22 protein-coding genes are annotated in these 20,825 nt (G+C 60.4%); 9 read left to right on the top strand and 13 right to left on the bottom strand.

Annotation, left to right across the window (positions count from 1 at the left end; all coding sequences use genetic code 11):
- Positions 1-133 precede the first annotated feature (133 nt).
- The 5 genes from carA (at position 134) to PQU95_RS07615 (ending at position 6,282) form a co-directional block, all read left to right on the top strand.
- A complete protein-coding gene (carA, locus tag PQU95_RS07635; RefSeq protein WP_272751432.1) occupies positions 134-1,261 on the top strand; it encodes a glutamine-hydrolyzing carbamoyl-phosphate synthase small subunit in 1,128 nt (375 codons plus the stop codon).
- A 13-nt stretch (positions 1,262-1,274) separates the two neighbouring features.
- Positions 1,275-1,922 (top strand): leucine efflux protein LeuE, encoded by a 648-nt coding sequence (gene leuE, locus PQU95_RS07630; RefSeq protein ID WP_272751431.1) that lies wholly within the window; start codon positions 1,275-1,277, stop codon positions 1,920-1,922.
- Between the two features lie 32 nt (positions 1,923-1,954).
- Positions 1,955-5,164: a carbamoyl-phosphate synthase large subunit gene (gene carB, locus PQU95_RS07625; protein WP_272751430.1), complete on the top strand. Its 3,210-nt coding sequence runs from the start codon at positions 1,955-1,957 to the stop codon at positions 5,162-5,164.
- A 147-nt stretch (positions 5,165-5,311) separates the two neighbouring features.
- Positions 5,312-5,788: a transcription elongation factor GreA gene (greA, locus tag PQU95_RS07620; protein ID WP_272751429.1), complete on the top strand. Its 477-nt coding sequence runs from the start codon at positions 5,312-5,314 to the stop codon at positions 5,786-5,788.
- 62 nt (positions 5,789-5,850) lie between these two features.
- Positions 5,851-6,282, top strand: a complete 432-nt coding sequence (locus PQU95_RS07615; RefSeq protein WP_017508226.1) for a DUF4149 domain-containing protein — start codon at positions 5,851-5,853, stop codon at positions 6,280-6,282.
- Positions 6,283-6,342: 60 nt separating this feature from the next.
- Here PQU95_RS07615 and yhbY read toward each other — a convergent pair whose 3' ends face one another.
- Entirely contained in the window at positions 6,343-6,669 is a 327-nt protein-coding gene (gene yhbY / locus PQU95_RS07610; RefSeq protein WP_272751428.1) for a ribosome assembly RNA-binding protein YhbY, read from the bottom strand.
- 192 nt (positions 6,670-6,861) lie between these two features.
- Between yhbY and PQU95_RS07605 the strand changes: the two genes are divergently transcribed.
- The 4 genes from PQU95_RS07605 (at position 6,862) to glmM (ending at position 11,763) form a co-directional block, all read left to right on the top strand.
- Positions 6,862-7,479 (top strand): RlmE family RNA methyltransferase, encoded by a 618-nt coding sequence (locus tag PQU95_RS07605; RefSeq protein WP_147682586.1) that lies wholly within the window; start codon positions 6,862-6,864, stop codon positions 7,477-7,479.
- Between the two features lie 70 nt (positions 7,480-7,549).
- The gene (gene ftsH, locus PQU95_RS07600; RefSeq protein ID WP_017508223.1) at positions 7,550-9,454 is read left to right on the top strand and encodes an ATP-dependent zinc metalloprotease FtsH; all 1,905 of its coding nucleotides are present in this window, start codon (positions 7,550-7,552) and stop codon (positions 9,452-9,454) included.
- Positions 9,455-9,516: 62 nt separating this feature from the next.
- Positions 9,517-10,356 carry a dihydropteroate synthase gene (gene folP, locus PQU95_RS07595; protein WP_272751426.1) on the top strand — a complete coding sequence of 280 codons (840 nt, stop codon included), beginning with the start codon at positions 9,517-9,519 and terminating at the stop codon, positions 10,354-10,356.
- Positions 10,357-10,431: 75 nt separating this feature from the next.
- Complete coding sequence (gene glmM / locus PQU95_RS07590) at positions 10,432-11,763, top strand: phosphoglucosamine mutase (protein WP_272751425.1); 1,332 nt, start codon at positions 10,432-10,434, stop codon at positions 11,761-11,763.
- A gap of 146 nt (positions 11,764-11,909) precedes the next feature.
- Here glmM and PQU95_RS07585 read toward each other — a convergent pair whose 3' ends face one another.
- From PQU95_RS07585 to iscR, 12 genes are all read right to left on the bottom strand, one after another.
- Positions 11,910-13,334: an alanine/glycine:cation symporter family protein gene (locus PQU95_RS07585; protein WP_272751424.1), complete on the bottom strand. Its 1,425-nt coding sequence runs from the start codon at positions 13,332-13,334 to the stop codon at positions 11,910-11,912.
- Between the two features lie 300 nt (positions 13,335-13,634).
- On the bottom strand, positions 13,635-13,856 hold the full coding sequence (locus PQU95_RS07580; RefSeq protein WP_272751423.1) for a DUF2798 domain-containing protein: 222 nt from the start codon (positions 13,854-13,856) through the stop codon (positions 13,635-13,637).
- Between the two features lie 50 nt (positions 13,857-13,906).
- Positions 13,907-14,182, bottom strand: coding sequence for a hypothetical protein (locus PQU95_RS07575; protein WP_272751421.1), 276 nt, complete (start codon positions 14,180-14,182; stop codon positions 13,907-13,909).
- A 54-nt stretch (positions 14,183-14,236) separates the two neighbouring features.
- Positions 14,237-14,860, bottom strand: coding sequence for a uridine kinase (gene udk / locus PQU95_RS07570; RefSeq protein ID WP_272751420.1), 624 nt, complete (start codon positions 14,858-14,860; stop codon positions 14,237-14,239).
- A gap of 207 nt (positions 14,861-15,067) precedes the next feature.
- Complete coding sequence (gene iscX, locus PQU95_RS07565; protein WP_272751418.1) at positions 15,068-15,262, bottom strand: Fe-S cluster assembly protein IscX; 195 nt, start codon at positions 15,260-15,262, stop codon at positions 15,068-15,070.
- Between the two features lie 11 nt (positions 15,263-15,273).
- Entirely contained in the window at positions 15,274-15,615 is a 342-nt protein-coding gene (gene fdx, locus PQU95_RS07560) for an ISC system 2Fe-2S type ferredoxin (protein ID WP_272751417.1), read from the bottom strand.
- A 53-nt stretch (positions 15,616-15,668) separates the two neighbouring features.
- The gene (hscA, locus tag PQU95_RS07555; RefSeq protein ID WP_272751416.1) at positions 15,669-17,528 is read right to left on the bottom strand and encodes a Fe-S protein assembly chaperone HscA; all 1,860 of its coding nucleotides are present in this window, start codon (positions 17,526-17,528) and stop codon (positions 15,669-15,671) included.
- 50 nt (positions 17,529-17,578) lie between these two features.
- Positions 17,579-18,112, bottom strand: a complete 534-nt coding sequence (gene hscB / locus PQU95_RS07550; protein ID WP_272751415.1) for a Fe-S protein assembly co-chaperone HscB — start codon at positions 18,110-18,112, stop codon at positions 17,579-17,581.
- A gap of 88 nt (positions 18,113-18,200) precedes the next feature.
- Positions 18,201-18,524: an iron-sulfur cluster assembly protein IscA gene (gene iscA, locus PQU95_RS07545; protein ID WP_017508212.1), complete on the bottom strand. Its 324-nt coding sequence runs from the start codon at positions 18,522-18,524 to the stop codon at positions 18,201-18,203.
- A 46-nt stretch (positions 18,525-18,570) separates the two neighbouring features.
- Positions 18,571-18,954 carry a Fe-S cluster assembly scaffold IscU gene (iscU, locus tag PQU95_RS07540; protein WP_227301513.1) on the bottom strand — a complete coding sequence of 128 codons (384 nt, stop codon included), beginning with the start codon at positions 18,952-18,954 and terminating at the stop codon, positions 18,571-18,573.
- Between the two features lie 52 nt (positions 18,955-19,006).
- Positions 19,007-20,224, bottom strand: a complete 1,218-nt coding sequence (locus tag PQU95_RS07535; RefSeq protein WP_017508210.1) for an IscS subfamily cysteine desulfurase — start codon at positions 20,222-20,224, stop codon at positions 19,007-19,009.
- 21 nt (positions 20,225-20,245) lie between these two features.
- The gene (iscR, locus tag PQU95_RS07530; protein WP_272751413.1) at positions 20,246-20,734 is read right to left on the bottom strand and encodes a Fe-S cluster assembly transcriptional regulator IscR; all 489 of its coding nucleotides are present in this window, start codon (positions 20,732-20,734) and stop codon (positions 20,246-20,248) included.
- Positions 20,735-20,825: the final 91 nt, after the last annotated feature.

Raw genomic sequence — 20,825 nt, 5'->3', positions numbered from 1 at the left:
CCCGTTCTGCCATTGAAAAAATGCGAAATCGCGGTATAATCGAAAAGTTTAACCGAACGGGACAAGCGCTGCGGCGTGGTGTCCCGTTTGTTATATAAGTGATTCAAAAAACCATTATTTCAGGAGCCAGCCAGTGACAACCGTACCCGCGATTCTAGCCTTGGCTGACGGCACGCTTTTCAAAGGCGTAGCCATCGGAGCCAGCGGCCACACCGTAGGAGAGGTGGTATTCAATACCGCCATGACCGGTTATCAGGAGATCCTTACCGATCCATCGTATACCCGGCAAATCGTCACTCTGACCTATCCCCATATTGGAAACGTCGGCGCCAACTCGGAAGACACCGAGTCCGGCGCCGTTTTTGCATCCGGCCTGATCATTCGTGATCTGCCGCTGTTGCACAGCAACTTCCGTGCGGAAGACTCGCTGTCCGATTATCTGGTGAAGAACAATGTTGTCGCCATTGCCGACATCGACACCCGCAAACTCACCCGTATCCTGCGCGAAAAAGGTGCGCAGGCAGGCTGCATCATGGCCGGCGACATCGACGAAGCCCGCGCCATTGAGCTGGCCCGCGGTTTTGGCAGCATGGCAGGCCAGGATCTGGCCAAGGTGGTGAGCAGCAAGCAAGCCTACCAGTGGAACGTGCGCGAATGGCGCCTGGGCCAGGGCTATACCGAGCAGACCGACACCCCGTACCACGTGGTGGCCTATGATTTCGGTGTGAAGCACAACATCCTGCGCATGCTGGCCGAACGCGGTTGCAAGCTGACCGTAGTGCCGGCGCAAACCCCGGCCAAGGACGTGCTGGCGCTCAACCCGCACGGCGTGTTCCTGTCCAACGGCCCGGGCGACCCGGAGCCATGCGACTACGCCATCACGGCGATCCGCGAGATTCTGGACACCAAGCTGCCGGTATTCGGTATTTGTCTGGGCCACCAGCTGCTGGGCCTGGCTACCGGCGCCAAAACGTCCAAGATGAAGTTTGGCCACCACGGTGCCAACCACCCGGTGCAAGACCTGGACAGCGGCCGCGTGATGATTACCAGCCAGAACCACGGTTTCCAGGTGGACGAGTCCAGCCTGCCGGCCAACGTGCGCGTGACCCATCGCTCGCTGTTTGACCACACCGTACAAGGCATCGCGCTGACCGACCGCCCGGCGTTCTCCTTCCAGGGTCACCCTGAAGCGAGCCCTGGCCCGGAAGACGTAGCCTATCTGTTTGACCGCTTTATTGCGGCCATGGCCGAACGCGCCTGATCAGGAGCACAACATGCTAGGCATAACCGACCTCACGACTTACATCCTCGGCACCATTTTCATCATTCTGTTGCCGGGCCCCAATTCGATGTACGTCTTGTCCGTGGCTGCCCAGCGCGGCGTGCGGGCCGGTTTTGCCGGTGCCGGTGGCGTGTTCACCGGCGACCTGATCCTGATGACGCTGGCGGCTACCGGCGCTGCCAGCTTGCTGCAGACCAACCCGGCGCTGTTTGCCATCGTGAAGTACCTGGGTGGCGGCTACCTGGCCTGGATAGGGCTGAACATGCTGAAAGGTGCCTGGCAGGGCTGGCGTCGTGCCAGGCTGCCGCAGGCTGCGGCTGCGGTGCAGCCAGTGGATGCGGCCAACCCTTTTCGCAAGGCCATGCTGATCAGCCTGATGAACCCGAAGGCGATTCTGTTTTTCGTGTCGTTCTTCGTGCAGTTTGTCGACCCGGCTTACGCCTACCCGGCGCTGACCTTTGCCGTGCTGGGTGCCATCGTGCAGTGCTTCAGCCTGCTGTACCTGACAGTCGTGATTCTGGCGGGCAACCACCTTGCCGCTGCCTTCCGCCGCCGCCACCGCTTGTCGGCAGCCATGGGCGGCTCGGTAGGCGCGATGTTCATCGGTTTTGGTGCCAAGTTGGCCGCAGCCAGTCTGTGAATTGAATAATTGAATTGAATTGAGCGATAACGATGCCTAAACGTACTGATATCAAGAGCATTCTCATCATTGGCGCTGGCCCGATTGTCATCGGCCAGGCCTGCGAGTTTGACTACTCCGGCGCCCAGGCGTGCAAGGCGCTGCGTGAAGAAGGTTACAAAGTCATTCTGGTGAACTCCAACCCGGCCACCATCATGACCGACCCGGACATGGCCGACGTGACCTATATCGAGCCGATTACCTGGCAAGTGGTCGAAAAGATCATCGATAAAGAGCGCCCGGACGCCATCCTGCCGACCATGGGCGGCCAGACCGCGCTGAACTGTGCGCTGGACCTGGCGCGTAACGGCGTGCTGGAAAAATACAAAGTCGAGCTGATCGGTGCTACCGAAGACGCCATCGACAAGGCCGAAGACCGCGGCCGCTTCAAGGAAGCCATGGCCAAGATTGGCCTGTCCTGCCCGCTGTCTTTCGTGTGCCACACCCTGGAAGAGTCGCTGGAAGCCCAGGCCAAGGTAGGCTACCCCACGCTGATTCGTCCGTCCTTCACCATGGGCGGCTCCGGCGGCGGTATTGCGTACAACAAGGAAGAATTCCTGACCATCTGCGAGCGCGGCTTCGAAGCCTCGCCCACCCACGAGCTGCTGATCGAGCAGTCGGTACTGGGCTGGAAAGAGTACGAGATGGAAGTAGTGCGTGACCGCAACGACAACTGCATCATCATCTGCTCGATCGAAAACTTCGACCCGATGGGCGTGCACACCGGCGACTCCATCACTGTGGCACCGGCCCAAACGCTGACCGACAAGGAATACCAGATCATGCGTAACGCCAGCCTGGCGGTACTGCGTGAAATCGGTGTGGATACCGGCGGCTCCAACGTGCAGTTTGCCGTGAACCCGGACACCGGCGACATGATCGTGATCGAGATGAACCCGCGTGTATCGCGTTCGTCCGCGCTGGCCTCCAAAGCCACCGGCTTCCCGATTGCCAAGATCGCTGCCAAGCTGGCTGTAGGCTTTACCCTGGACGAGCTGAAGAACGACATTACCGGTGGTGCCACTCCGGCTTCGTTCGAGCCGTCCATCGATTACGTGGTCACCAAGATCCCGCGTTTTGCCTTCGAGAAATTCCCGCAGGCTGACGACCGCCTGACCACCCAGATGAAGTCGGTAGGCGAAGTGATGGCCATGGGCCGCACGCTGCAGGAGTCCATGCAGAAAGCGCTGCGTGGTCTGGAAACCGGCCTGTCCGGCTTCGATGCGCGTACCACCGACGAAGCGGCGATCCGCCACGAGCTGGGTTCCCCCGGCCCGGACCGCATCCTGTCGGTAGCCGACGCCTTCCGTATCGGCCTGAGCCGCGACGAAATCTTTGCCATCAGCAAGATCGACCCGTGGTTCCTGGCGCAGATCGAAGACCTGATGGGCGAAGAAAAGGCACTGGCCGGCCGCAAGGTAGACAGCCTGAGCTACGACGAGCTGCGTCGCCTGAAGCGCAAAGGCTTCTCCGACCGCCGTCTGGGCGAGCTGCTGGGCACCGACCAGGCTGCTGTACGCGCGCACCGCTGGGCGCTGAAGCTGCACCCGGTGTACAAGCGCGTGGATACCTGCGCTGCCGAGTTCGCCACCAACACCGCCTACATGTACTCCACCTACGAGGAAGAGTGCGAATCGCAGCCTACCGACCGCAAGAAGGTGATGGTGCTGGGTGGCGGCCCGAACCGTATCGGCCAGGGTATCGAGTTTGATTACTGCTGCGTACACGCCGCGCTGAGCCTGCGCGAGTCCGGTTTCGAGACCATCATGGTCAACTGCAACCCGGAAACCGTGTCCACCGACTACGACACCTCCGACCGCCTGTACTTCGAGCCGCTGACGCTGGAAGACGTGCTGGAAATCTGCCGCATCGAAAAACCGTTCGGCGTGATCGTGCAGTACGGCGGCCAGACTCCGCTGAAACTGGCGCGCGCACTGGAAGCCAACGGCGTGCCTATCATTGGCACCAGCCCGGACATGATCGACGCTGCCGAAGACCGCGAGCGCTTCCAGCACCTGCTGCAAGACCTGGGTCTGAAACAGCCGCCAAACCGCACCGCGCGTAACCCGGTGGACGCCATGCGCCTGGCCGAAGAAATCGGCTACCCGCTGGTAGTGCGTCCATCCTACGTACTGGGCGGCCGCGCGATGGAAATCGTGCACGAGCCGGCCGACCTGGAACGCTATATGCGCGAAGCGGTGAAAGTGTCCAACGACAGCCCGGTGCTGCTGGACCGCTTCCTGAACGACGCCATCGAAGTGGACGTGGACTGCATCTCCGACGGTACCGACGTGGTGATCGGCGGCATCATGCAGCACATCGAGCAAGCCGGTGTGCATTCCGGTGACTCCGCCTGCTCGCTGCCACCGTACAGCCTGTCGGCCGAGCTGCAGGACGAGATCCGCCGCCAGACCATCGCCATGGCGCGTGCGCTGAACGTGGTGGGCCTGATGAACGTGCAGTTCGCCATCCAGGGCAGCACCATCTTTGTACTGGAAGTGAACCCGCGTGCTTCGCGTACCGTGCCGTTTGTGTCCAAGGTAAGTGGCGCCTCGCTGGCGATGATCGCCGCGCGCGCCATGGCCGGCATCAGCCTGAAAGAGCAGGGCTTTACCAGCGAAGTGGTACCGCCGTACTACGCCGTGAAAGAAGCCGTGTTCCCGTTCATCAAGTTCCCGGGGGTGGATACCATCCTGGGGCCGGAGATGAAGTCCACCGGCGAAGTGATGGGCGTTGGCCGCACCTTTGCCGAAGCCTACGTGAAAGCCCAGCTGGCTGCCGGCGACAAGCTGCCGCGTACCGGCAAGGTATTCATGTCCTTGCGCGAAGGCGACAAGGAAGGCGGCGTGGAAGTGGCCCGCGAGCTGCAGCAGCTGGGTTTTGGCGTATGCGCTACCCGTGGCACCGCCAAGGCACTGCAAGCTGCCGGCATCATCGTGCAGATCGTGCACAAGGTGAACGAAGGCCGCCCGCACATCGTGGACCTGATCAAAAACGGTGAAATCGACGTGGTGATCAACACCGTGGACGAAAAACGCCAGGCGATCCAGGACAGCCACACCATCCGCCGCAGCGCGCTGCAGATGCGTGTACCGCAGTACACCACCCTGGCTGGTGCCAAGGCGGTGTGTGCCGGCCTGTCGCACGTGGATGCTTTTGACGTGTACAGCGTGCAGCAGCTGCACGCCGATCTGAAGGGCTGATACGGCGTCACGTGCGGCCAACCTTTGAACCGCACGTGAAATCCCGTTACAATCCCGTCTGACACAATCGTCCCGCAAAGCCGCCGTCTCGTACGGCGGCTTGCGCTTTTATCATGGGGCCGCCAGAGGCCCCCGGAGAATAGACACATGATCAAAGTCCCGTTGACCGTACGTGGAGCGGAAATGCTCAAGGCCGAACTGCAGCGCCTCAAGAGTGTGGAACGTCCGTCGGTGATCGAGGCCATCGCCGAGGCGCGTGCCCAGGGCGACCTGTCGGAAAACGCCGAGTACGAAGCTGCCAAAGAGCGCCAGGCTTTTGTGGAAGGCCGCATTGCCGAACTGGAAGCCAAGGTTTCCAATGCGCAGATCATCGACGCAGCCGAGCTGAACGCTGATGGGCGTGTGGTGTTTGCTGCCACCGTCAAACTGCTGGATATGGAGAGCGATGACGAAGTAACCTACCAGATCGTGGGTGACGACGAAGCCGACATCAAGGAAGGCAAAGTGTCGATCAACTCGCCTATTGCCCGTGCCATGATCGGCAAGGAAGCCGGTGATGTGGCCGAAGTGGTAGCACCAGGCGGCATTCGCGAATACGAAATCCTGGACGTATTGTATATCTGAGCCTGAGGCAGGCTGCGGCATGGGCTGCGGCCAACCTTGAGCAGCAATGATCAGGGGGAAGCATGAACGGTTTACGCGCCATCGCCCGTACTTTCTGGATTGGCGGCTTGTGGGTTATCGGCATCATTGTGACGCCGGTGCTGTTTTCGGCACTGGATAACGTGACGGCAGGCATGGTGGCAGGCAGGCTATTCGCCTCTATCGCCTGGGTTGGGCTAGTGTGCAGTGTATTCCTGATGGCGGATTACGTGATGCGCCAGGGCGCGCGCGGCTTGAAGCAGGCGCCGTTCTGGCTGCTGCTGGGCATGCTGGCCTGCATCGTGATCAACCACTTTGCCGTGACTCCCATCATTGCTGCCCTGAAAATGCAGATGAACCACGCGGCAGAAGGGTTGTTCGGTGGCGGTTTTGCTACCTGGCACGCCATTTCCAGCCTGATCTATCTGGTGCAGAGCCTGATGGGCCTGGCTTACCTGCTACGTAGCGATAACTGACAGGCAAATAAAAAGCGGTGGCAAGCCACCGCTTTTATCATGTATTGCCAGCGGCCGTGCTTACGGGCGGGCTTTCAGTGCCTTTTTGCTTTTCGGCAGGTCGATCAGTGTCTTGTCGGACGGGCGGTACAGTACCAGCAGCTTGCCGATGTGTTGCACCTGGGCGGCGCCCAGCTCGTCACAGATCTGGTCGTACATGGCGACACGCGCGCTGCGGTCATCGCCCAGAACGCGAACCTTGATCAGTTCGTGAGCGTCCAGGCTGATGGCGATTTCACGTACCACGGATTCGGTCAGGCCGTTGTTGCCGATCATTACTACCGGGTTCAGTGAATGGGCCAGGCCCTTCAGGTAAGTACGCTCGACGGCTGTCAGTTCGATTTTCATGTGTTGCTTCAAGTTTCAGATTAAAAAAAGATTTTACTAAAATTCAGGCGCTGTTCACAGTAGTTTCGTCAGCGCCCGCCATCAATGGCCGCGGCGGTATGGCGTGCACTATCGGCAAGCCATACTGGCATGTGGGCCGATTGTATTTATAGTTCCCAGTAGAACCTAACCCAAACTCATCAGGAAAGAAGCATGGCACGCAGCAGGACAAGTAACGCCTGGTTAAAAGAGCACGTTAACGACCACTATGTGCATATGGCGCAGAAGGATGGCTACCGTGCCCGCGCTGCCTACAAGCTGCTGGAGATCAACGAAAAAGATAAATTGATCGTGCCGGGAACCGTGCTGGCCGATCTGGGGTCTGCTCCGGGTAGCTGGTCGCAGGTGGCCGCACGCATTGTGGGTGACAAGGGTAAAGTATTTGCCATGGATATCCTGCCCATGGACGCCATTGCCGATGTGTCTTTCATCCAGGGCGACTTTCGCGAGCAGGAAGTGCTGGACGAGTTTGTCGCCTTGCTGGGCGGGCGTCAGCTGGACCTTGTAATTTCCGACATGGCCCCCAATATCTCCGGCATGAGCGCCATCGATCAGGCTCGCAGCTTTCACCTGACCGAGCTGGCGCTGGAATTTGCCCGTGATCACCTGAAACCCGGTGGCCATTTTCTGGTCAAGGTATTTCAGGGTAGCGAGTTCCAGGCTTACCTGCAGTCCATGCGCGAGCTGTTTACAGAGGTGGTAACGCGCAAACCCAAGGCCTCCCGTGATCGCTCCAGTGAAATTTACCTGCTTGGCAAGGGCCGTCGCTGACAGCCTGCCACGCGGGGGTTACAATCAAATAAACCATTCTCCAAGTCAGGGCACATAGGAGCACGCTCTTGTGAACAATATCGGCAAAAACATCGCTATCTGGGTCATCATCGGGCTTGTCCTGATGACGGTATTCAAACAGTTTCAACCCCGGGAAACGCAAAACCAGCTTGAATACTCGCAATTCATCAGCGACGTTGAAACCGGCAAGGTGCAGTCCCTGACCATCGAAGGCAACCCGCTGCGCGGCCAGTGGATACGCGGCAAGCGTACCGATGGCTCGTCTTTCAGCTCGTTTGCCCCGCTGGATACCAAGCTGGTAGACGTACTGATCCAGAACAACGTGCGCTTCTCTGCCAAGCCGGAAGAAGAGCCGTCCATGCTGATGAACATCTTCATCAGCTGGTTCCCTATGCTGCTGCTGATCGGCGTGTGGTTCTTCTTCATGCGCCAGATGCAGGGTGGTGGCAAAGGCGGTGCGTTCTCGTTCGGCAAGAGCAAGGCGCGTATGCTGGACCAGGACACCAATACGGTGACTTTTGCCGACGTAGCAGGCTGCGACGAAGCGAAAGAAGAAGTGAAGGAGATCGTGGATTACCTGCGTGACCCGACCAAGTACCAGAGCCTGGGTGGCCGCATTCCGCGCGGCATCCTGCTGGCGGGTAGCCCGGGTACCGGTAAAACCTTGCTGGCCAAGGCCATTGCCGGCGAAGCCAAGGTGCCTTTCTTCAGTATTTCCGGTTCCGACTTTGTGGAAATGTTTGTCGGCGTGGGTGCATCCCGCGTACGCGACATGTTCGAGCAAGCCAAGAAAAACGCCCCGTGCATCATCTTTATCGACGAGATCGACGCCGTTGGCCGCCAGCGTGGCGCCGGCCTGGGTGGCGGTAACGACGAGCGCGAACAGACGCTGAACCAGCTGCTGGTCGAAATGGATGGCTTTGAAACCAACCAGACCGTGATCGTGATCGCCGCGACCAACCGCCCGGACGTGCTGGACCCTGCGCTGCAGCGCCCGGGCCGTTTCGACCGTCAGGTGGTGGTGCCGCTGCCGGATATCCGTGGCCGCGAACAGATCCTGAACGTACACATGCGCAAGGTGCCGATTGCTGCTGACGTGGATGCACCGGTAATCGCCCGCGGTACACCTGGCTTCTCGGGTGCCGACCTGGCCAACCTGGTGAACGAGGCCGCGCTGTTTGCTGCGCGTCGCAGCAAGCGCCTGGTAGACATGCTGGATTTTGAATCTGCCAAAGACAAGATCATGATGGGCGCCGAGCGCCGCAGCATGGTGATGTCCGAGGAAGAGAAGCGTAACACCGCTTACCACGAGTCCGGCCACGCCGTGGTGGCCAAGCTGCTGCCCAAGTCCGATCCGGTACACAAGGTCACCATCATCCCGCGTGGCCGTGCCTTGGGCGTGACCATGCAGCTGCCAGAGCAAGACCGCTTTGCTTACGACCGTGGCTATCTGCTGGATCGTCTGGCCATCCTGTTTGGCGGCCGTATTGCCGAAGAGCTGTTCATGAACCAGATGACCACCGGCGCCAGCAACGATTTCGAGCGGGCTACGCAAATGGCACGCGACATGGTGACCCGCTACGGTATGTCCGACAAGCTGGGCCCGATGGTATACGGCGAAAATGAAGGCGAAGTGTTCCTGGGCCGCTCGGTCACCACGCACAAGAACCTGTCCGAAGCCACCATGATGCAGGTGGACCAGGAAATCCGCCGTATCATCGACGAGCAATACGCCTTGGCGCGCCGCCTGCTGGACGAAAACCGCGACAAGGTAGAAGCCATGACGGCTGCCCTGCTGGAGTGGGAAACCATCGATGCCGAGCAGATCAACGACATTATGGACGGCAAGCCACCGCGCGCACCGAAGCCGGGTGGCGGTTTTGCCAAGCCGGAGAACAAGCCGCCGGCACCGCCGGCACCTGAGGCGAGCGCCACCCCGGCGCAAGAGTTGTAAGCCTCTTGTCAATTGCCCGAGCCGCAGCTTAAGCTGCGGCTCTTTTGTTTCCGGATTGCATCATGTCCCGCTTTATCTGTGGCCGCTACACGCTGGATCTGTCCCGCTCCCTGGTGATGGGGATTCTGAATGTCACGCCGGACTCATTCTCGGATGGTGGCCGCCACGATACGGTGGCGCAGGCCGTAGCGCACGCTCGGGCCCTGATAGCCGACGGTGCGGACATTCTGGACATCGGTGGCGAATCTACCCGCCCGGGCGCACCTTTTGTCAGCCCGGAAGAAGAGCTGTGCCGTGTCATGCCGGTGCTGCGCGAGCTTGTTCACCTGAACGTGCCGCTATCGCTGGATACGCGCCGCACCAGCGTGATGCAGGCCGCCCTGGCAGGCGGGCTGGTCGACCTGATCAACGATGTGTCAGCATTGGAGGATGAAGGCGCATTGCCCCTGCTGGCTGCGGCCAACGTCGGTATTTGCCTGATGCACAAGCAAGGCAACCCGGACACCATGCAGCAGCAGCCCAGCTACCACAGTGTGGTTGATGAGGTGGGCAGCTACCTCGCGCGCCGCGTGCGGCTGTGTCTGGATGCCGGTATCGACCGCGCCCGCTTGTTGGCAGACCCCGGCTTTGGCTTTGGCAAAACGCTGGAGCACAATTTGGCCTTGCTGCGCGCTTTGCCTCAGCTGGAGCAGCAGGCTGGTGTTTCTTTGCTGGTAGGCTTGTCGCGCAAGAGCATGCTGGGCGCCATTACCGGCGAAAGCCGGGCAGACCAGCGCCTGGGCGCCAGTATTGCCGCAGCCGTGCTCAGCGCACAGCAAGGTGCCAGGGTAATACGCGTACACGATGTGAAAGAGACCGTGCAGGCGCTACAGGTACTCCGTGCCCTGCACGGTGTGCGCTAATATTGCGCTGGATGCATGTTATGCCTGCGCAGTTGTAGGTAAAATATTACAAAAATGTCATGTGAAGGAATGCAGATGGGCCGCAAGTATTTTGGTACCGATGGTGTGCGTGGCGAGGTAGGTAAGGCCCCGATTACCCCCGAGTTCGTATTGCGTCTGGGCTACGCCGCGGGCAAGGTGCTGGTAGACCATGAGCACGAAGAACACCCCACGGTCATCATCGGTAAAGACACGCGTATTTCCGGCTATATGCTGGAAGCTGCCCTGCAAGCCGGCTTTACTGCCGCCGGGGTAAATGTGCTGCTCACCGGGCCGCTGCCTACGCCGGGCATTGCCTACCTGACCCGGGCGCTGCGCCTGTCTGCCGGTGTGATGATTTCCGCTTCGCACAACCCCTACCAGGATAACGGCATCAAGTTTTTTGCCAAAGGCGGTAAAAAGCTGGATGACGCGCTAGAGCTACAAATCGAAGCCATGCTGGACTCCCCGATGGAAACCAGCCCTTCGCGCGAGCTGGGCCGGGCCAAGCGCATAGAAGGCGCTGATCTGCGCTACATCGAATTCTGTAAGGGCACCTTCCCTAACGAGCTGGACCTCAAAGGCCTGAAACTGGTAGTGGATTGCGCACACGGTGCCACCTACCATATCGCCCCCAAGGTGTTCCACGAGCTGGGGGCCGAGGTGATCGCCATTGGCGACAAGCCCAGTGGTTACAACATTAACGATGGTGTCGGCGCGACCCACGCGGAGGCTGTCGCCCAGGCGGTGCAGGCACACGGTGCCGACTATGGCATTTCGCTGGATGGCGATGGCGACCGGCTGATGATGGCTGACCGCCACGGCAATGTGTACGACGGCGACCAGCTGATCTACGTAATCGCCAAGGCGCGCGCTGCCCGCGGCCAGCTGGGCGGCGGTGTGGTGGGCACGGTGATGACCAATATGGCCATGGAGCTGGCACTACAGCGTCAGGGCGTGCCGTTTGGCCGTGCCAAGGTGGGCGACCGCTACGTACTGGAAATGCTGGGCCAGCACGGCTGGCTGGTCGGTGGTGAAGCCTCGGGCCACGTGCTGTGTCTGGACAAGCACTCCACCGGCGATGGCATTATTTCTGCCTTGCAGGTGTTGGCCGCATTGCACGAGCTTAAAACCGGCCTGGCCGAAGTTTGCGCAGACTGGACGCCGTTCCCGCAGAAAATGATCAATGTGCGTCTGCATGGTCAGGACTGGAAAACTGCCAGCGCGGCGCTGCTGCAAGAGGCAGAGCAGGCACTGACAGGCCATGGCCGCGTAGTATTGCGCCCATCCGGTACCGAGCCGGTAGTACGTGTGATGGTGGAGGCTGATGATCTGGCGCTGGCTACCGACTGGGCCAGCCGCATTGCGGCAGTGATCGAAGCCGCGTAGCCGCACTGACACGAAAGACGAAAAACCGGCCAAGGCCGGTTTTTTTGCGCCTGCGGCCAACCTGGGCACCCTGATTGGCGCGCAAGAAAGCAAAAAGCCCTGCCGGCGTAGGCGGGCAGGGCTTGGCGATACGGTTTAAGCGGAGCTTACTTCCACACGTCCTTGTGGATCTTGGCCTGGATTTCCGGGTACTGCTTCACGTCGAATACCGGCTTGTCCTTGCCCGCTTTCAGCTGTTGCTGGTAGTCCTTCAGCAGCACGAATACATACTTGGACAGCATCACGATGGCAAACAGGTTGATCAGCGCCATCACGCCCATGGCCAGGTCGGCCATGTCCCATACCAGCGGCGAGCTGCCAATGGCACCAAATGCCACCATGAACAATACCAGCAGACGGAAAGCCAGCATCACCGCCTTGTTGTTCTTGATGAATTCAACGTTGCCTTCGGCGTACGCATAGTTCCCGATAATGGAGCTGAAGCAGAACAGGAACAGCGCTACCGCCAGGAAGTGGCCACCCCAGCTACCCAGTGTCGCGCTCAGTGCGGCCTGGGTCAGCTGTACGCCTTTCAGTTCGGCACCCGGTACATAAGCACCCGACAGCAGTACGATGAAAGCAGTGCAAGAGCATACGATGATGGTATCGATGAACACGCCAAACATCTGGATGATGCCCTGGCTAGCCGGGTGGGCGGTAGTGGCCGCAGCGGCAGCGTTAGGGGCGGAACCCATACCGGCTTCGTTGGAGAACAAGCCGCGCTTGATACCCATCATCATGGCCTGGCTTACAGCGTAACCGGCAAAGCCGCCAGCGGCTTGTTCCAGACCGAATGCGCTCTTCACGATCAGCATGAAGATGCCTGGTACGGCGGACAGGTTGGTGAAGATTACGAACAGCGTCATGCCCAGATAGATCGCAGCCATCACCGGCACCATCCACTCGGCAACCTGCGCCACTTTGCGGATACCGCCAAAAATGATCGGTGCGGTAATCAGCACCAGGCCGATAGCCACCAGGTTTTTGTCCCAGCCCCATGCGCCTTCGGTTGCGGCCACGATGGAGTTGGCTTGTACTGCGTTAAACACCAGGCCGAAAGCGATGATCAGCGAGATGGAGAAGGCAATGCCCAGCCAGCGCTGGCCCAGGCCTTTCTGGATGTAGTAAGCCGGGCCACCGCGGAAAGTACCGTCGTGGTGGTTTACCTTGAACAGCTGGGCCAGTGTGGATTCGGCAAAGGCGCTGGCCATACCCAGCAGCGCGGTGATCCACATCCAGAACACGGCACCCGGGCCGCCCAGGGCGATAGCGGTGGCGACACCGGCCACGTTGCCGGTACCCACACGGCTAGCCAGGCCGGTAGCAAAAGCCTGGAAGGAAGAAATGTCACTGCCTTCGCTATTGTGGCCGCGGCCACCCAGCATTTCCTGCCAGCCGCGCGGCAGCAGGCGTAGCTGCATGAAACCCATGCGCACGGTAAAGAACAGGCCGACGCCAATCAGGATATAGATAAGTAGCTGACCCCAAACCAGGTCATTGCCTGCGTTGATCAGGCTGTGCAGAGCTTCCATGTGGACTCCTCAAGAATGAAGGTGTTGTTAAATGCCGGTTTGCCGGTCTTTGTTATATTCGGTAAGGAACTTTCCCCTTTTCGGGGGCGCCATCATAACGCACTTGTAGATTGTATGCGCTCGATAGCGAAAAAAATGACAGCAAAAGCAATCATTTATGGCGAATTGCTATTGTTTGTGAAACTAAATATTCAACTGTGAATACGGGGGGCTCGCCAGGCCAGGCGATTGCGCCATGCCGGCGCTTTGGCGTGAATGATTGGTGCGCGTGCTGGCGGGCTGGAGCTAGTCTGTGGCGGCTTATGTGCCCAGCAGGCGGCTCACCAGTGCACGCACGCGCGGGGCGCCAATCAGCACCAGCGGGAAGGCGCAGCACCATGCCAGCAGCCAGGCGTGCAGCCAGCGGCTGACAAAGCCAGCGTCCAGGCCGGTATTGATGCCAGTGAGAATGCCTGACATGAAAAACGCCATATAGCCAGACATGAACAGGGCGAACAGCAGAGTGTGTTTACGGGTAGGCATGGCAGGTTTTGTGCAAAAGCATGCATGGTAAAGCGCCGCACGCAGGCTGGCTACCCTTGGCTTTGCAGGGTTATTGCGTGGTGCTGGCCAAACGGTAGGCGCAAAAAAACCGGGCCGCAGCCCGGTTTGCCGGCAGTGCCTTTCTGTGTGTCGTGGCACTGTGCATCCATATAGTCGTCTTGCTGGCTATCGTACCAGTCGTCCAGCTCGGCCAGCAGATGTTGTTTGCCGGCAAAGCGCGCGCTGCTCTGGCTGCGCTGGTGCGCGCCGCCCTTTTTCAGCAAAGGGCTGTGCGCAAACGGGTTACGCGGTTTCAGGGTGTTCATGTGTACTCCTGCGGGTTAGACCAGGTTGGCCGCATGCGGCCAACCTGGCAGGGTTTAGCTGGCCTGGCTAATCAGGCTGGCTACTTTGGTGGTGATGATATCTACTGCCGGGTCGTTGGCACCATGCGGCAAAATCACGTCGGCAAAGCGTTTGGTGGGCTCGATGAACTGGTTGTGCATCGGGCGCACCGTGCCCAGATACTGCTCGATCACGTTGTCGGTAGTGCGGCCACGCTCGGCGATATCGCGTTTCAGGCGGCGGATAAAGCGTACATCCGGGTCGGTATCCACAAAGATCTTCAGCGACATCATCTCGCGCAGCGCAGCATCGTACAGCGGGAACAGGCCCTCGATCACGATCACCGGCGCCGGCTGCAAGGTGACCGTTTCTTCGGCGCGGGTGTGATTGGAAAAATCGTATACCGGCATTTCGATGGCGCGGCCATTGCGCAGGTCGTCGATGTGTTCGATCAGCAGTGGCCAGTCAAAAGCGTGCGGGTGGTCGTAGTTAGTGCTCAGGCGCTGTTCAAACGTGAGGTGGCTTTGGTCGCGGTAGTAGTAGTCCTGCACGATGACTGCGGCCATCTCGGTGCCAATGGTTTCCAGCACCTTGCGGGTCACCGTGGTTTTGCCGCTGCCGCTGCCGCCAGCGACGCCGATAATGAACGGTGTCGACATAATAACCTTGCCTGAATGTGAAAAAAAACGCGCCATTCTAATGAGTTAGCGTGTAGGCCACCACTACTTTTCTCGGTATTGGCACAACATGCCAAAGGCAAGCGCTGTAGTGTTGATCTGCCTGAGCTGTTTATAGCGCCTGCGCACGGATTTCTCTGGCCAGAATGGCAAAACGCCCTGCGCAAGGCAGGGCGTAGGTGGCAAGGTTTATTCTGCCTCGTCTATCCAGGCTTGCTGGATGGCCTCCAGTACTTTTTCGCCACCGCGGCTGTGGTCGTCGTCGAAGCCTGGCAGGTTCACTACCCAGTTGTGCAGGTCGGTGAAGCGCACGGTTGTCGGGTCGGTGTCCGGCTGGCTATCGTACAGTTCGATGGCAATCTGGTTGATGTCGGTCCATTTCATGGCCAGGCTCCTTAGTGGTGCTCGCGGGCGTGGTTGATGGTGTAGCGCGGGATCTCTACCACCAGGTCTTCATCGGTCACGATCGCCTGGCACGACAGGCGGGATTGCGCCTCCAGCCCCCAGGCTTTGTCCAGCATATCGTCTTCCAGCTCGTCGGACGCTGGCAGCGAGTTGAAGCCTTCGCGTACCACAATGTGACAGGTGGTGCAGGCGCAGGACATTTCGCAGGCGTGCTCGATTTCGATATCGCTCGCCAGCAGGGCATCGCAGACGGTAGTGCCGGTGGCAACGTCGTCGATAACGGCGCCATCGGGGCACAGGTCGGCGTGAGGCAGCACGATGATACGCGGCATGATGTGTTCCTTTAGGTGTTGGCTGTCACTGCGGCACGTTGGCCGCAGCGAGTTTACAGGTTGCCGATGTGCTTGCCCTTCAGGGCTTGCTGGATGTTGCGGTCCATACGGCGGGCGGCGAATTCTTCGGTAGCCTGGCTCAGGCGCTGCGTCGCGGCGTTGACCTCGCGCGTGGTTTGCGTGGCGATAGCGCTATGCAGGCCGGCGATGGCGTCGTCCAGCTGGCTGCGCTCGTCGGCCGACAACAGGTCGCCATCGGCCGCCAGGGCGGCAGCAGTGGCGGCGATCAGGCCCTCGGCGTCCACAATCGCTTCGCGCAGCTTGCGCGCGGCGATATCGTCTTGCACATGGGCGAGCGAGTCGGTCAGCATGCGGCTGATTTCATCGTCGGACAGGCCGTAGCTGGGCTTCACCTCGATGCTGGCCTCCACGCCCGATGTCTGCTCGCGCGCGGTTACCGACAGCAGGCCGTCAGCGTCTACCTGGTAGGTGACGCGGATACGCGCCGCGCCAGCCACCATCGGCGGGATGCCGCGCAGCACAAACTTGGCCAGGCTGCGGCAGTCGCTCACCAGCTCGCGCTCGCCCTGCAGGATGTGCACCGACATGGCGGTCTGGCCGTCTTTAAAGGTGGTGAACTCTTGTGCGCGCGCTACCGGAATGGTGCTGTTGCGCGGAATGATTTTTTCGGTCAGGCCGCCCATGGTTTCAATGCCCAGCGACAGCGGAATCACGTCCAGCAGCAGCCATTCGTCTTCGCCCTTGTTGCCGGCCAGCACATTTGCCTGGATGGCGGCGCCCAGCGCTACCACTTTATCCGGGTCAAGGTTGGTCAGCGGGGTCTGGCCAAAGTACTGGCCCACGGCTTTTTGTATGTGCGGCATGCGTGTGGCACCGCCTACCATCACCACGCCTTTGACGTCTTCGGCGCCGATCTTGGCGTCGCGCAGTGCTTTGCGCACCGGCAGCAGGGTCTTGTCGATCAGCGTTTTGCTGATGTCGTGGAACATGGCCTGGGTCAGCACCAGGTCGATAGTCAGACCGTCGGACAGCAGCGCGGTAATGCGTGTTTCGGCGTGTTCGGTCAGCGCTTCTTTCGCTTCGCGCGCGCGGGTCAGCAGCAGGCGGGTGTCGTGCGCATTCAGGCCGTGCAGGTCGGCTTGCTCCAGAACCCAGCAATAGATGCGGTGGTCGAAGTCGTCGCCACCCAGCGACGAATCGCCGCTGGTGGACAGTACCTCGAACACGCCACGGCTCAGTGCCAGTACCGATACGTCGAAAGTGCCACCGCCCAGGTCGTACACCACGTAAGTGCCTTCGGCGCCATTGTCCAGGCCGTAGGCGATGGCTGCGGCGGTGGGTTCGTTCAGCAGGCGCAGCACGTTCAGGCCGGCCAGGCGGGCGGCGTCTTTGGTGGCCTGGCGCTGGGCATCGTCAAAGTAGGCCGGCACGGTAATCACGGCACCCACCAGTTCGCCACCCAGGCTGTCTTCGGCGCGGCTGCGCAGGGTGCGCAGGATATCGGCGGACACTTCCACCGGGCTCTTGGCGCCGGCACGGGTCAGCAGCTGCACCATGCCGGGGGCGTCCACAAAGCGGTAGGGGCTGCGGCCAACGTCCTGGATATCAGCCAGGCCCCGGCCCATGAAGCGTTTTGCCGACACGATGGTGTTGTTGGGGTCGCGGCTCTGCTCGGCTTGCGCGGCGTAGCCGACAACGACCTCGCCCTGCTCGGTGTAGCGCACTACCGATGGCAGCAGGCTGCGGCCGTGTTCGTCGGGCAGTACCGTGGCGGAGCTGCTCTTGACGGTGGCGACCAGCGAGTTGGTGGTGCCCAGGTCGATACCTACCGCCAGGCGGTGTTGGTGCGGGGCGGCGGATAGGCCGGGTTCGGCAATTTGCAATAGGGCCATGGCTGCTTGCTTACTCTATGCAGTGGCCAGCGTGGGCTGGCGCGGTATGTTTAGTACAGCAACGCTTCGATGGCGTCGCCGATTTCCTGATCCAGTTTTTCCAGAAAGCGCAGTTTGCGTACCGCCAGCGCGGCGGCAGCGTGGTCTGCCTGCTCGTCCAGCGCGCTGCCCAGCTCGGTTTCCAGCTCTTTTACGTCGCCGCGTAGCTGGCGCGACAGTGCTTCGAGCTGGTCCACGTTGGCCGCAGCACGGGCATCGGCAATGGCTTCGCGCCATTCCATTTGTGCCATCAGAAAAGCGGCCGGCATGCTGGTATTGGTTTCTTCGGCGGTATCGACGCCGGCCAGCTGTAGCAGGTAGCGGGCACGAGCCACGGGCGACTTCAGCGTCTGGTAGGCCTCGTTCACGCGGGTGGCACGCATCAGGGCCACGCGCTTTTCGGCGTCTTGCGCGGTAACAAAGCGGTCCGGGTGCACCTCGGCTGCGGCGGTGCGCCAGGCGCTGTCCAGCAGGGCCGTATCGATGGCAAAGCGGCGCGGCAGGTTGAATAGCGCAAAGTGATCCTGCGTGAAGTCGGTGCTCATGAACGCTTTCTGCAAAAACCGGTTAGGGATGAAACGACAACACCGGCCAGCCCGCGCTGGCGCAGGCAGGGCCGGTGGTAGCAGGGGCTTAGACGTTGAAGCTTTCGCCGCAGCCGCACTCATCCTTCACGTTCGGGTTGTTGAACTTGAAGCCTTCGTTCAAGCCTTCCTTGGTGTAGTCCAGCTCGGTGCCTTCCAGGTAGGCCAGGCTCTTGGCGTCGGTAAACACGGTGACGCCGTGGCTCTGGAAGGTGATGTCGTCATCGGTGGCCACATCGACGAATTCCAGCTTGTAGGCCATGCCGGAGCAGCCGGAGGTTTTCACCCCCAGGCGGATGCCCAGGCCCTTGCCGCGTTTGGCGATGAAGTTGCTGACGTGCTTTGCTGCGCTTTCGGAGAGCGTGATTGCCATGATTGCGTCTGCCTTGTGCTGCTGGCGGGCGTGGGCCCGCCGTCTGTTATTTACCGTGCTTCTGCTTGTAGTCGGCCACTGCGGCCTTGATGGCGTCTTCGGCCAGGATGGAGCAGTGGATTTTTACCGGCGGCAGCGCCAGCTCTTCGGCGATGTCGGTGTTCTTGATGGCCAGTGCCTCGTCCAGCGACTTGCCTTTTACCCATTCGGTAATCAGCGAGCTGGAGGCAATGGCGGAGCCACAGCCGTAGGTTTTGAATTTGGCGTCTTCGATGACGCCGTCTTCGCTTACCTTGATTTGCAGTTTCATTACGTCGCCACAGGCCGGTGCGCCCACCATGCCGGTGCCTACCGAGTCGTCACCCTTTTCGAAAGCGCCCACGTTGCGCGGGTTTTCGTAGTGATCCATTACCTTGTCGCTGTATGCCATGATGCTGTCTCCTGCGTGCGGCCAGGGTTGGCCGCATCGTCAAAATGGGGTCTTAGTGGGCTGCCCACTCGATGGTGTTGAGGTCGATGCCGTCCTTGAACATTTCCCACAGCGGGGACATCTCGCGCAGCTTGCCGATTTTGCCTTGCAGCAGGTTCACGGCGTAGTCGATGTCGGCTTCGGTGGTGAAACGGCCAATGGAGAAACGGATGGAGCTGTGCGCCAGCTCGTCGTTACGGCCCAGTGCGCGCAGCACGTACGATGGCTCCAGCGAGGCCGAGGTACAGGCCGAGCCGGACGATACCGCCAGGTCGCGAATCGCCATGATCAGGCTTTCGCCTTCGACAAAGTTGAAGCTCACGTTCAGGTTGTGCGGTACGCGCTGGTCCATATCGCCATTGAGGTAGGTTTCCTCGATGGTTTGCAGGCCGGCCCACAGGCGGTCGCGCAGGGCGCGGGTGCGGGCGTTTTCGCTTTCCATTTCTTCACGGGCGATGCGGAACGCTTCGCCCATGCCCACGATCTGGTGGGTGGCCAGGGTGCCGGAGCGGAAACCACGCTCGTGGCCGCCACCGTGGATCTGGGCTTCCAGGCGTACGCGCGGCTTGCGGCGGATGTACAGCGCGCCAATGCCTTTGGGGCCGTAGGTCTTGTGGGCACTGAAGCTCATCAGGTCCACTTTCAGCGCGGCTAGGTCGATGGCGATCTTGCCGGTGGCCTGGGCGGCATCTACGTGGAACAGCACGCCACGGGCGCGGCACAGCTCGCCCAGCTGGGCGATGGGCTGGATCACGCCGATTTCGTTGTTCACCGCCATGATGGAGGCCAGGATGGTGTCCGGGCGGATGGCGGCTTCAAACGCGGCCAGGTCGATCAGGCCGTTTTCCTGTACGTCCAGGTAGGTCACTTCAAAGCCCTGGCGTTCCAGCTCGCGCATGGTGTCCAGTACGGCTTTGTGTTCGGTACGCTGGGTAATCAGGTGCTTGCCCTTGGTCTTGTAGAACTGGGCGGCGCCTTTGATGGCCAGGTTGTTGGACTCGGTAGCGCCCGAGGTCCACACGATTTCTTTCGGGTCGCAGTTCACCAGCTGGGCCACATTGGCACGGGCGTTTTCTACGGCCTCTTCGGCAGTCCAGCCGTAGCTGTGGCTGCGGCTGGCCGGGTTGCCGAACAGCTCGGTCAGGTAGGGGATCATCGCTTCGGCCACGCGCGGGTCGATCGGCGTTGTGGCGGAATAGTCGAGGTAGATCGGTTGCTTCAGCTCGCTCATATCGGGTTCTCCAGGTGTCGCTTACAAGGGGGTGCCAGCGACAGCCTCGCTACAGGTACTGTTGCGACGCAGGGTTCTTTGATCTTGTACTACAGTGGTTTCTTTGGCGCGCTGCTTCACCACCAGGCTGGCCAGACTGATCTTGGACAGGTAGTCGAAGATGGTCACGTTCAGGTCAGTCCACAGGTCGTGGGTCATGCAGCGGTGGTTGTCGTGGCAGTTTTCACGGCCGGCGCACTGGGTGGCGTCGACGGGTTCGTCCACGGCAACAATAATATCGGCAACAGAAATCTCTTCGATGGTGCGGGCCAGGGTGTAGCCACCGCCCGGGCCGCGTACACTGTCTACCAGCTGTGCGCGGCGCAGTTTACCGAAAAGCTGCTCCAGGTAAGACAGGGAGATACCCTGGCGTTCGCTGATACCGGCCAGCGTGACGGGGCCATTGGCTTCGCGCAGGGCGAGGTCCAGCATGGCGGTGACGGCAAAGCGGCCTTTGGTGGTTAAGCGCATGTGTGTGGGCTCCCTGAGTGGTTGACCGGATTATAACTCAATCCCGAGTAATTTGGTCAAGTATTGCCGGCAGGAAGTTCCAGGGTAAAAG

Origin of the sequence: Vogesella aquatica (assembly GCF_028548455.1) — a bacterium.
In the GTDB taxonomy this organism is placed as follows: domain Bacteria; phylum Pseudomonadota; class Gammaproteobacteria; order Burkholderiales; family Chromobacteriaceae; genus Vogesella; species Vogesella aquatica.
This window is presented reverse-complemented; position numbering and strand designations above follow the sequence as displayed.

Coding starts and splice junctions, on each gene's coding strand:
- leuE (WP_272751431.1), top strand. CDS start 1,275: ATGCTAGGCATAACCGACCTCACGACTTACATCCTCGGCACCATTTTC.
- carB (WP_272751430.1), top strand. CDS start 1,955: ATGCCTAAACGTACTGATATCAAGAGCATTCTCATCATTGGCGCTGGC.
- greA (WP_272751429.1), top strand. CDS start 5,312: ATGATCAAAGTCCCGTTGACCGTACGTGGAGCGGAAATGCTCAAGGCC.
- PQU95_RS07615 (WP_017508226.1), top strand. CDS start 5,851: ATGAACGGTTTACGCGCCATCGCCCGTACTTTCTGGATTGGCGGCTTG.
- yhbY (WP_272751428.1), bottom strand. CDS start 6,669: ATGAAAATCGAACTGACAGCCGTCGAGCGTACTTACCTGAAGGGCCTG.
- PQU95_RS07605 (WP_147682586.1), top strand. CDS start 6,862: ATGGCACGCAGCAGGACAAGTAACGCCTGGTTAAAAGAGCACGTTAAC.
- folP (WP_272751426.1), top strand. CDS start 9,517: ATGTCCCGCTTTATCTGTGGCCGCTACACGCTGGATCTGTCCCGCTCC.
- glmM (WP_272751425.1), top strand. CDS start 10,432: ATGGGCCGCAAGTATTTTGGTACCGATGGTGTGCGTGGCGAGGTAGGT.
- PQU95_RS07585 (WP_272751424.1), bottom strand. CDS start 13,334: ATGGAAGCTCTGCACAGCCTGATCAACGCAGGCAATGACCTGGTTTGG.
- PQU95_RS07580 (WP_272751423.1), bottom strand. CDS start 13,856: ATGCCTACCCGTAAACACACTCTGCTGTTCGCCCTGTTCATGTCTGGC.
- PQU95_RS07575 (WP_272751421.1), bottom strand. CDS start 14,182: ATGAACACCCTGAAACCGCGTAACCCGTTTGCGCACAGCCCTTTGCTG.
- udk (WP_272751420.1), bottom strand. CDS start 14,860: ATGTCGACACCGTTCATTATCGGCGTCGCTGGCGGCAGCGGCAGCGGC.
- iscX (WP_272751418.1), bottom strand. CDS start 15,262: ATGAAATGGACCGACATCAACCAGATTGCCATCGAACTGTACGATAGC.
- fdx (WP_272751417.1), bottom strand. CDS start 15,615: ATGCCGCGTATCATCGTGCTGCCTCACGCCGACCTGTGCCCCGATGGC.
- hscA (WP_272751416.1), bottom strand. CDS start 17,528: ATGGCCCTATTGCAAATTGCCGAACCCGGCCTATCCGCCGCCCCGCAC.
- hscB (WP_272751415.1), bottom strand. CDS start 18,112: ATGAGCACCGACTTCACGCAGGATCACTTTGCGCTATTCAACCTGCCG.
- iscA (WP_017508212.1), bottom strand. CDS start 18,524: ATGGCAATCACGCTCTCCGAAAGCGCAGCAAAGCACGTCAGCAACTTC.
- iscU (WP_227301513.1), bottom strand. CDS start 18,954: ATGGCATACAGCGACAAGGTAATGGATCACTACGAAAACCCGCGCAAC.
- PQU95_RS07535 (WP_017508210.1), bottom strand. CDS start 20,224: ATGAGCGAGCTGAAGCAACCGATCTACCTCGACTATTCCGCCACAACG.
- iscR (WP_272751413.1), bottom strand. CDS start 20,734: ATGCGCTTAACCACCAAAGGCCGCTTTGCCGTCACCGCCATGCTGGAC.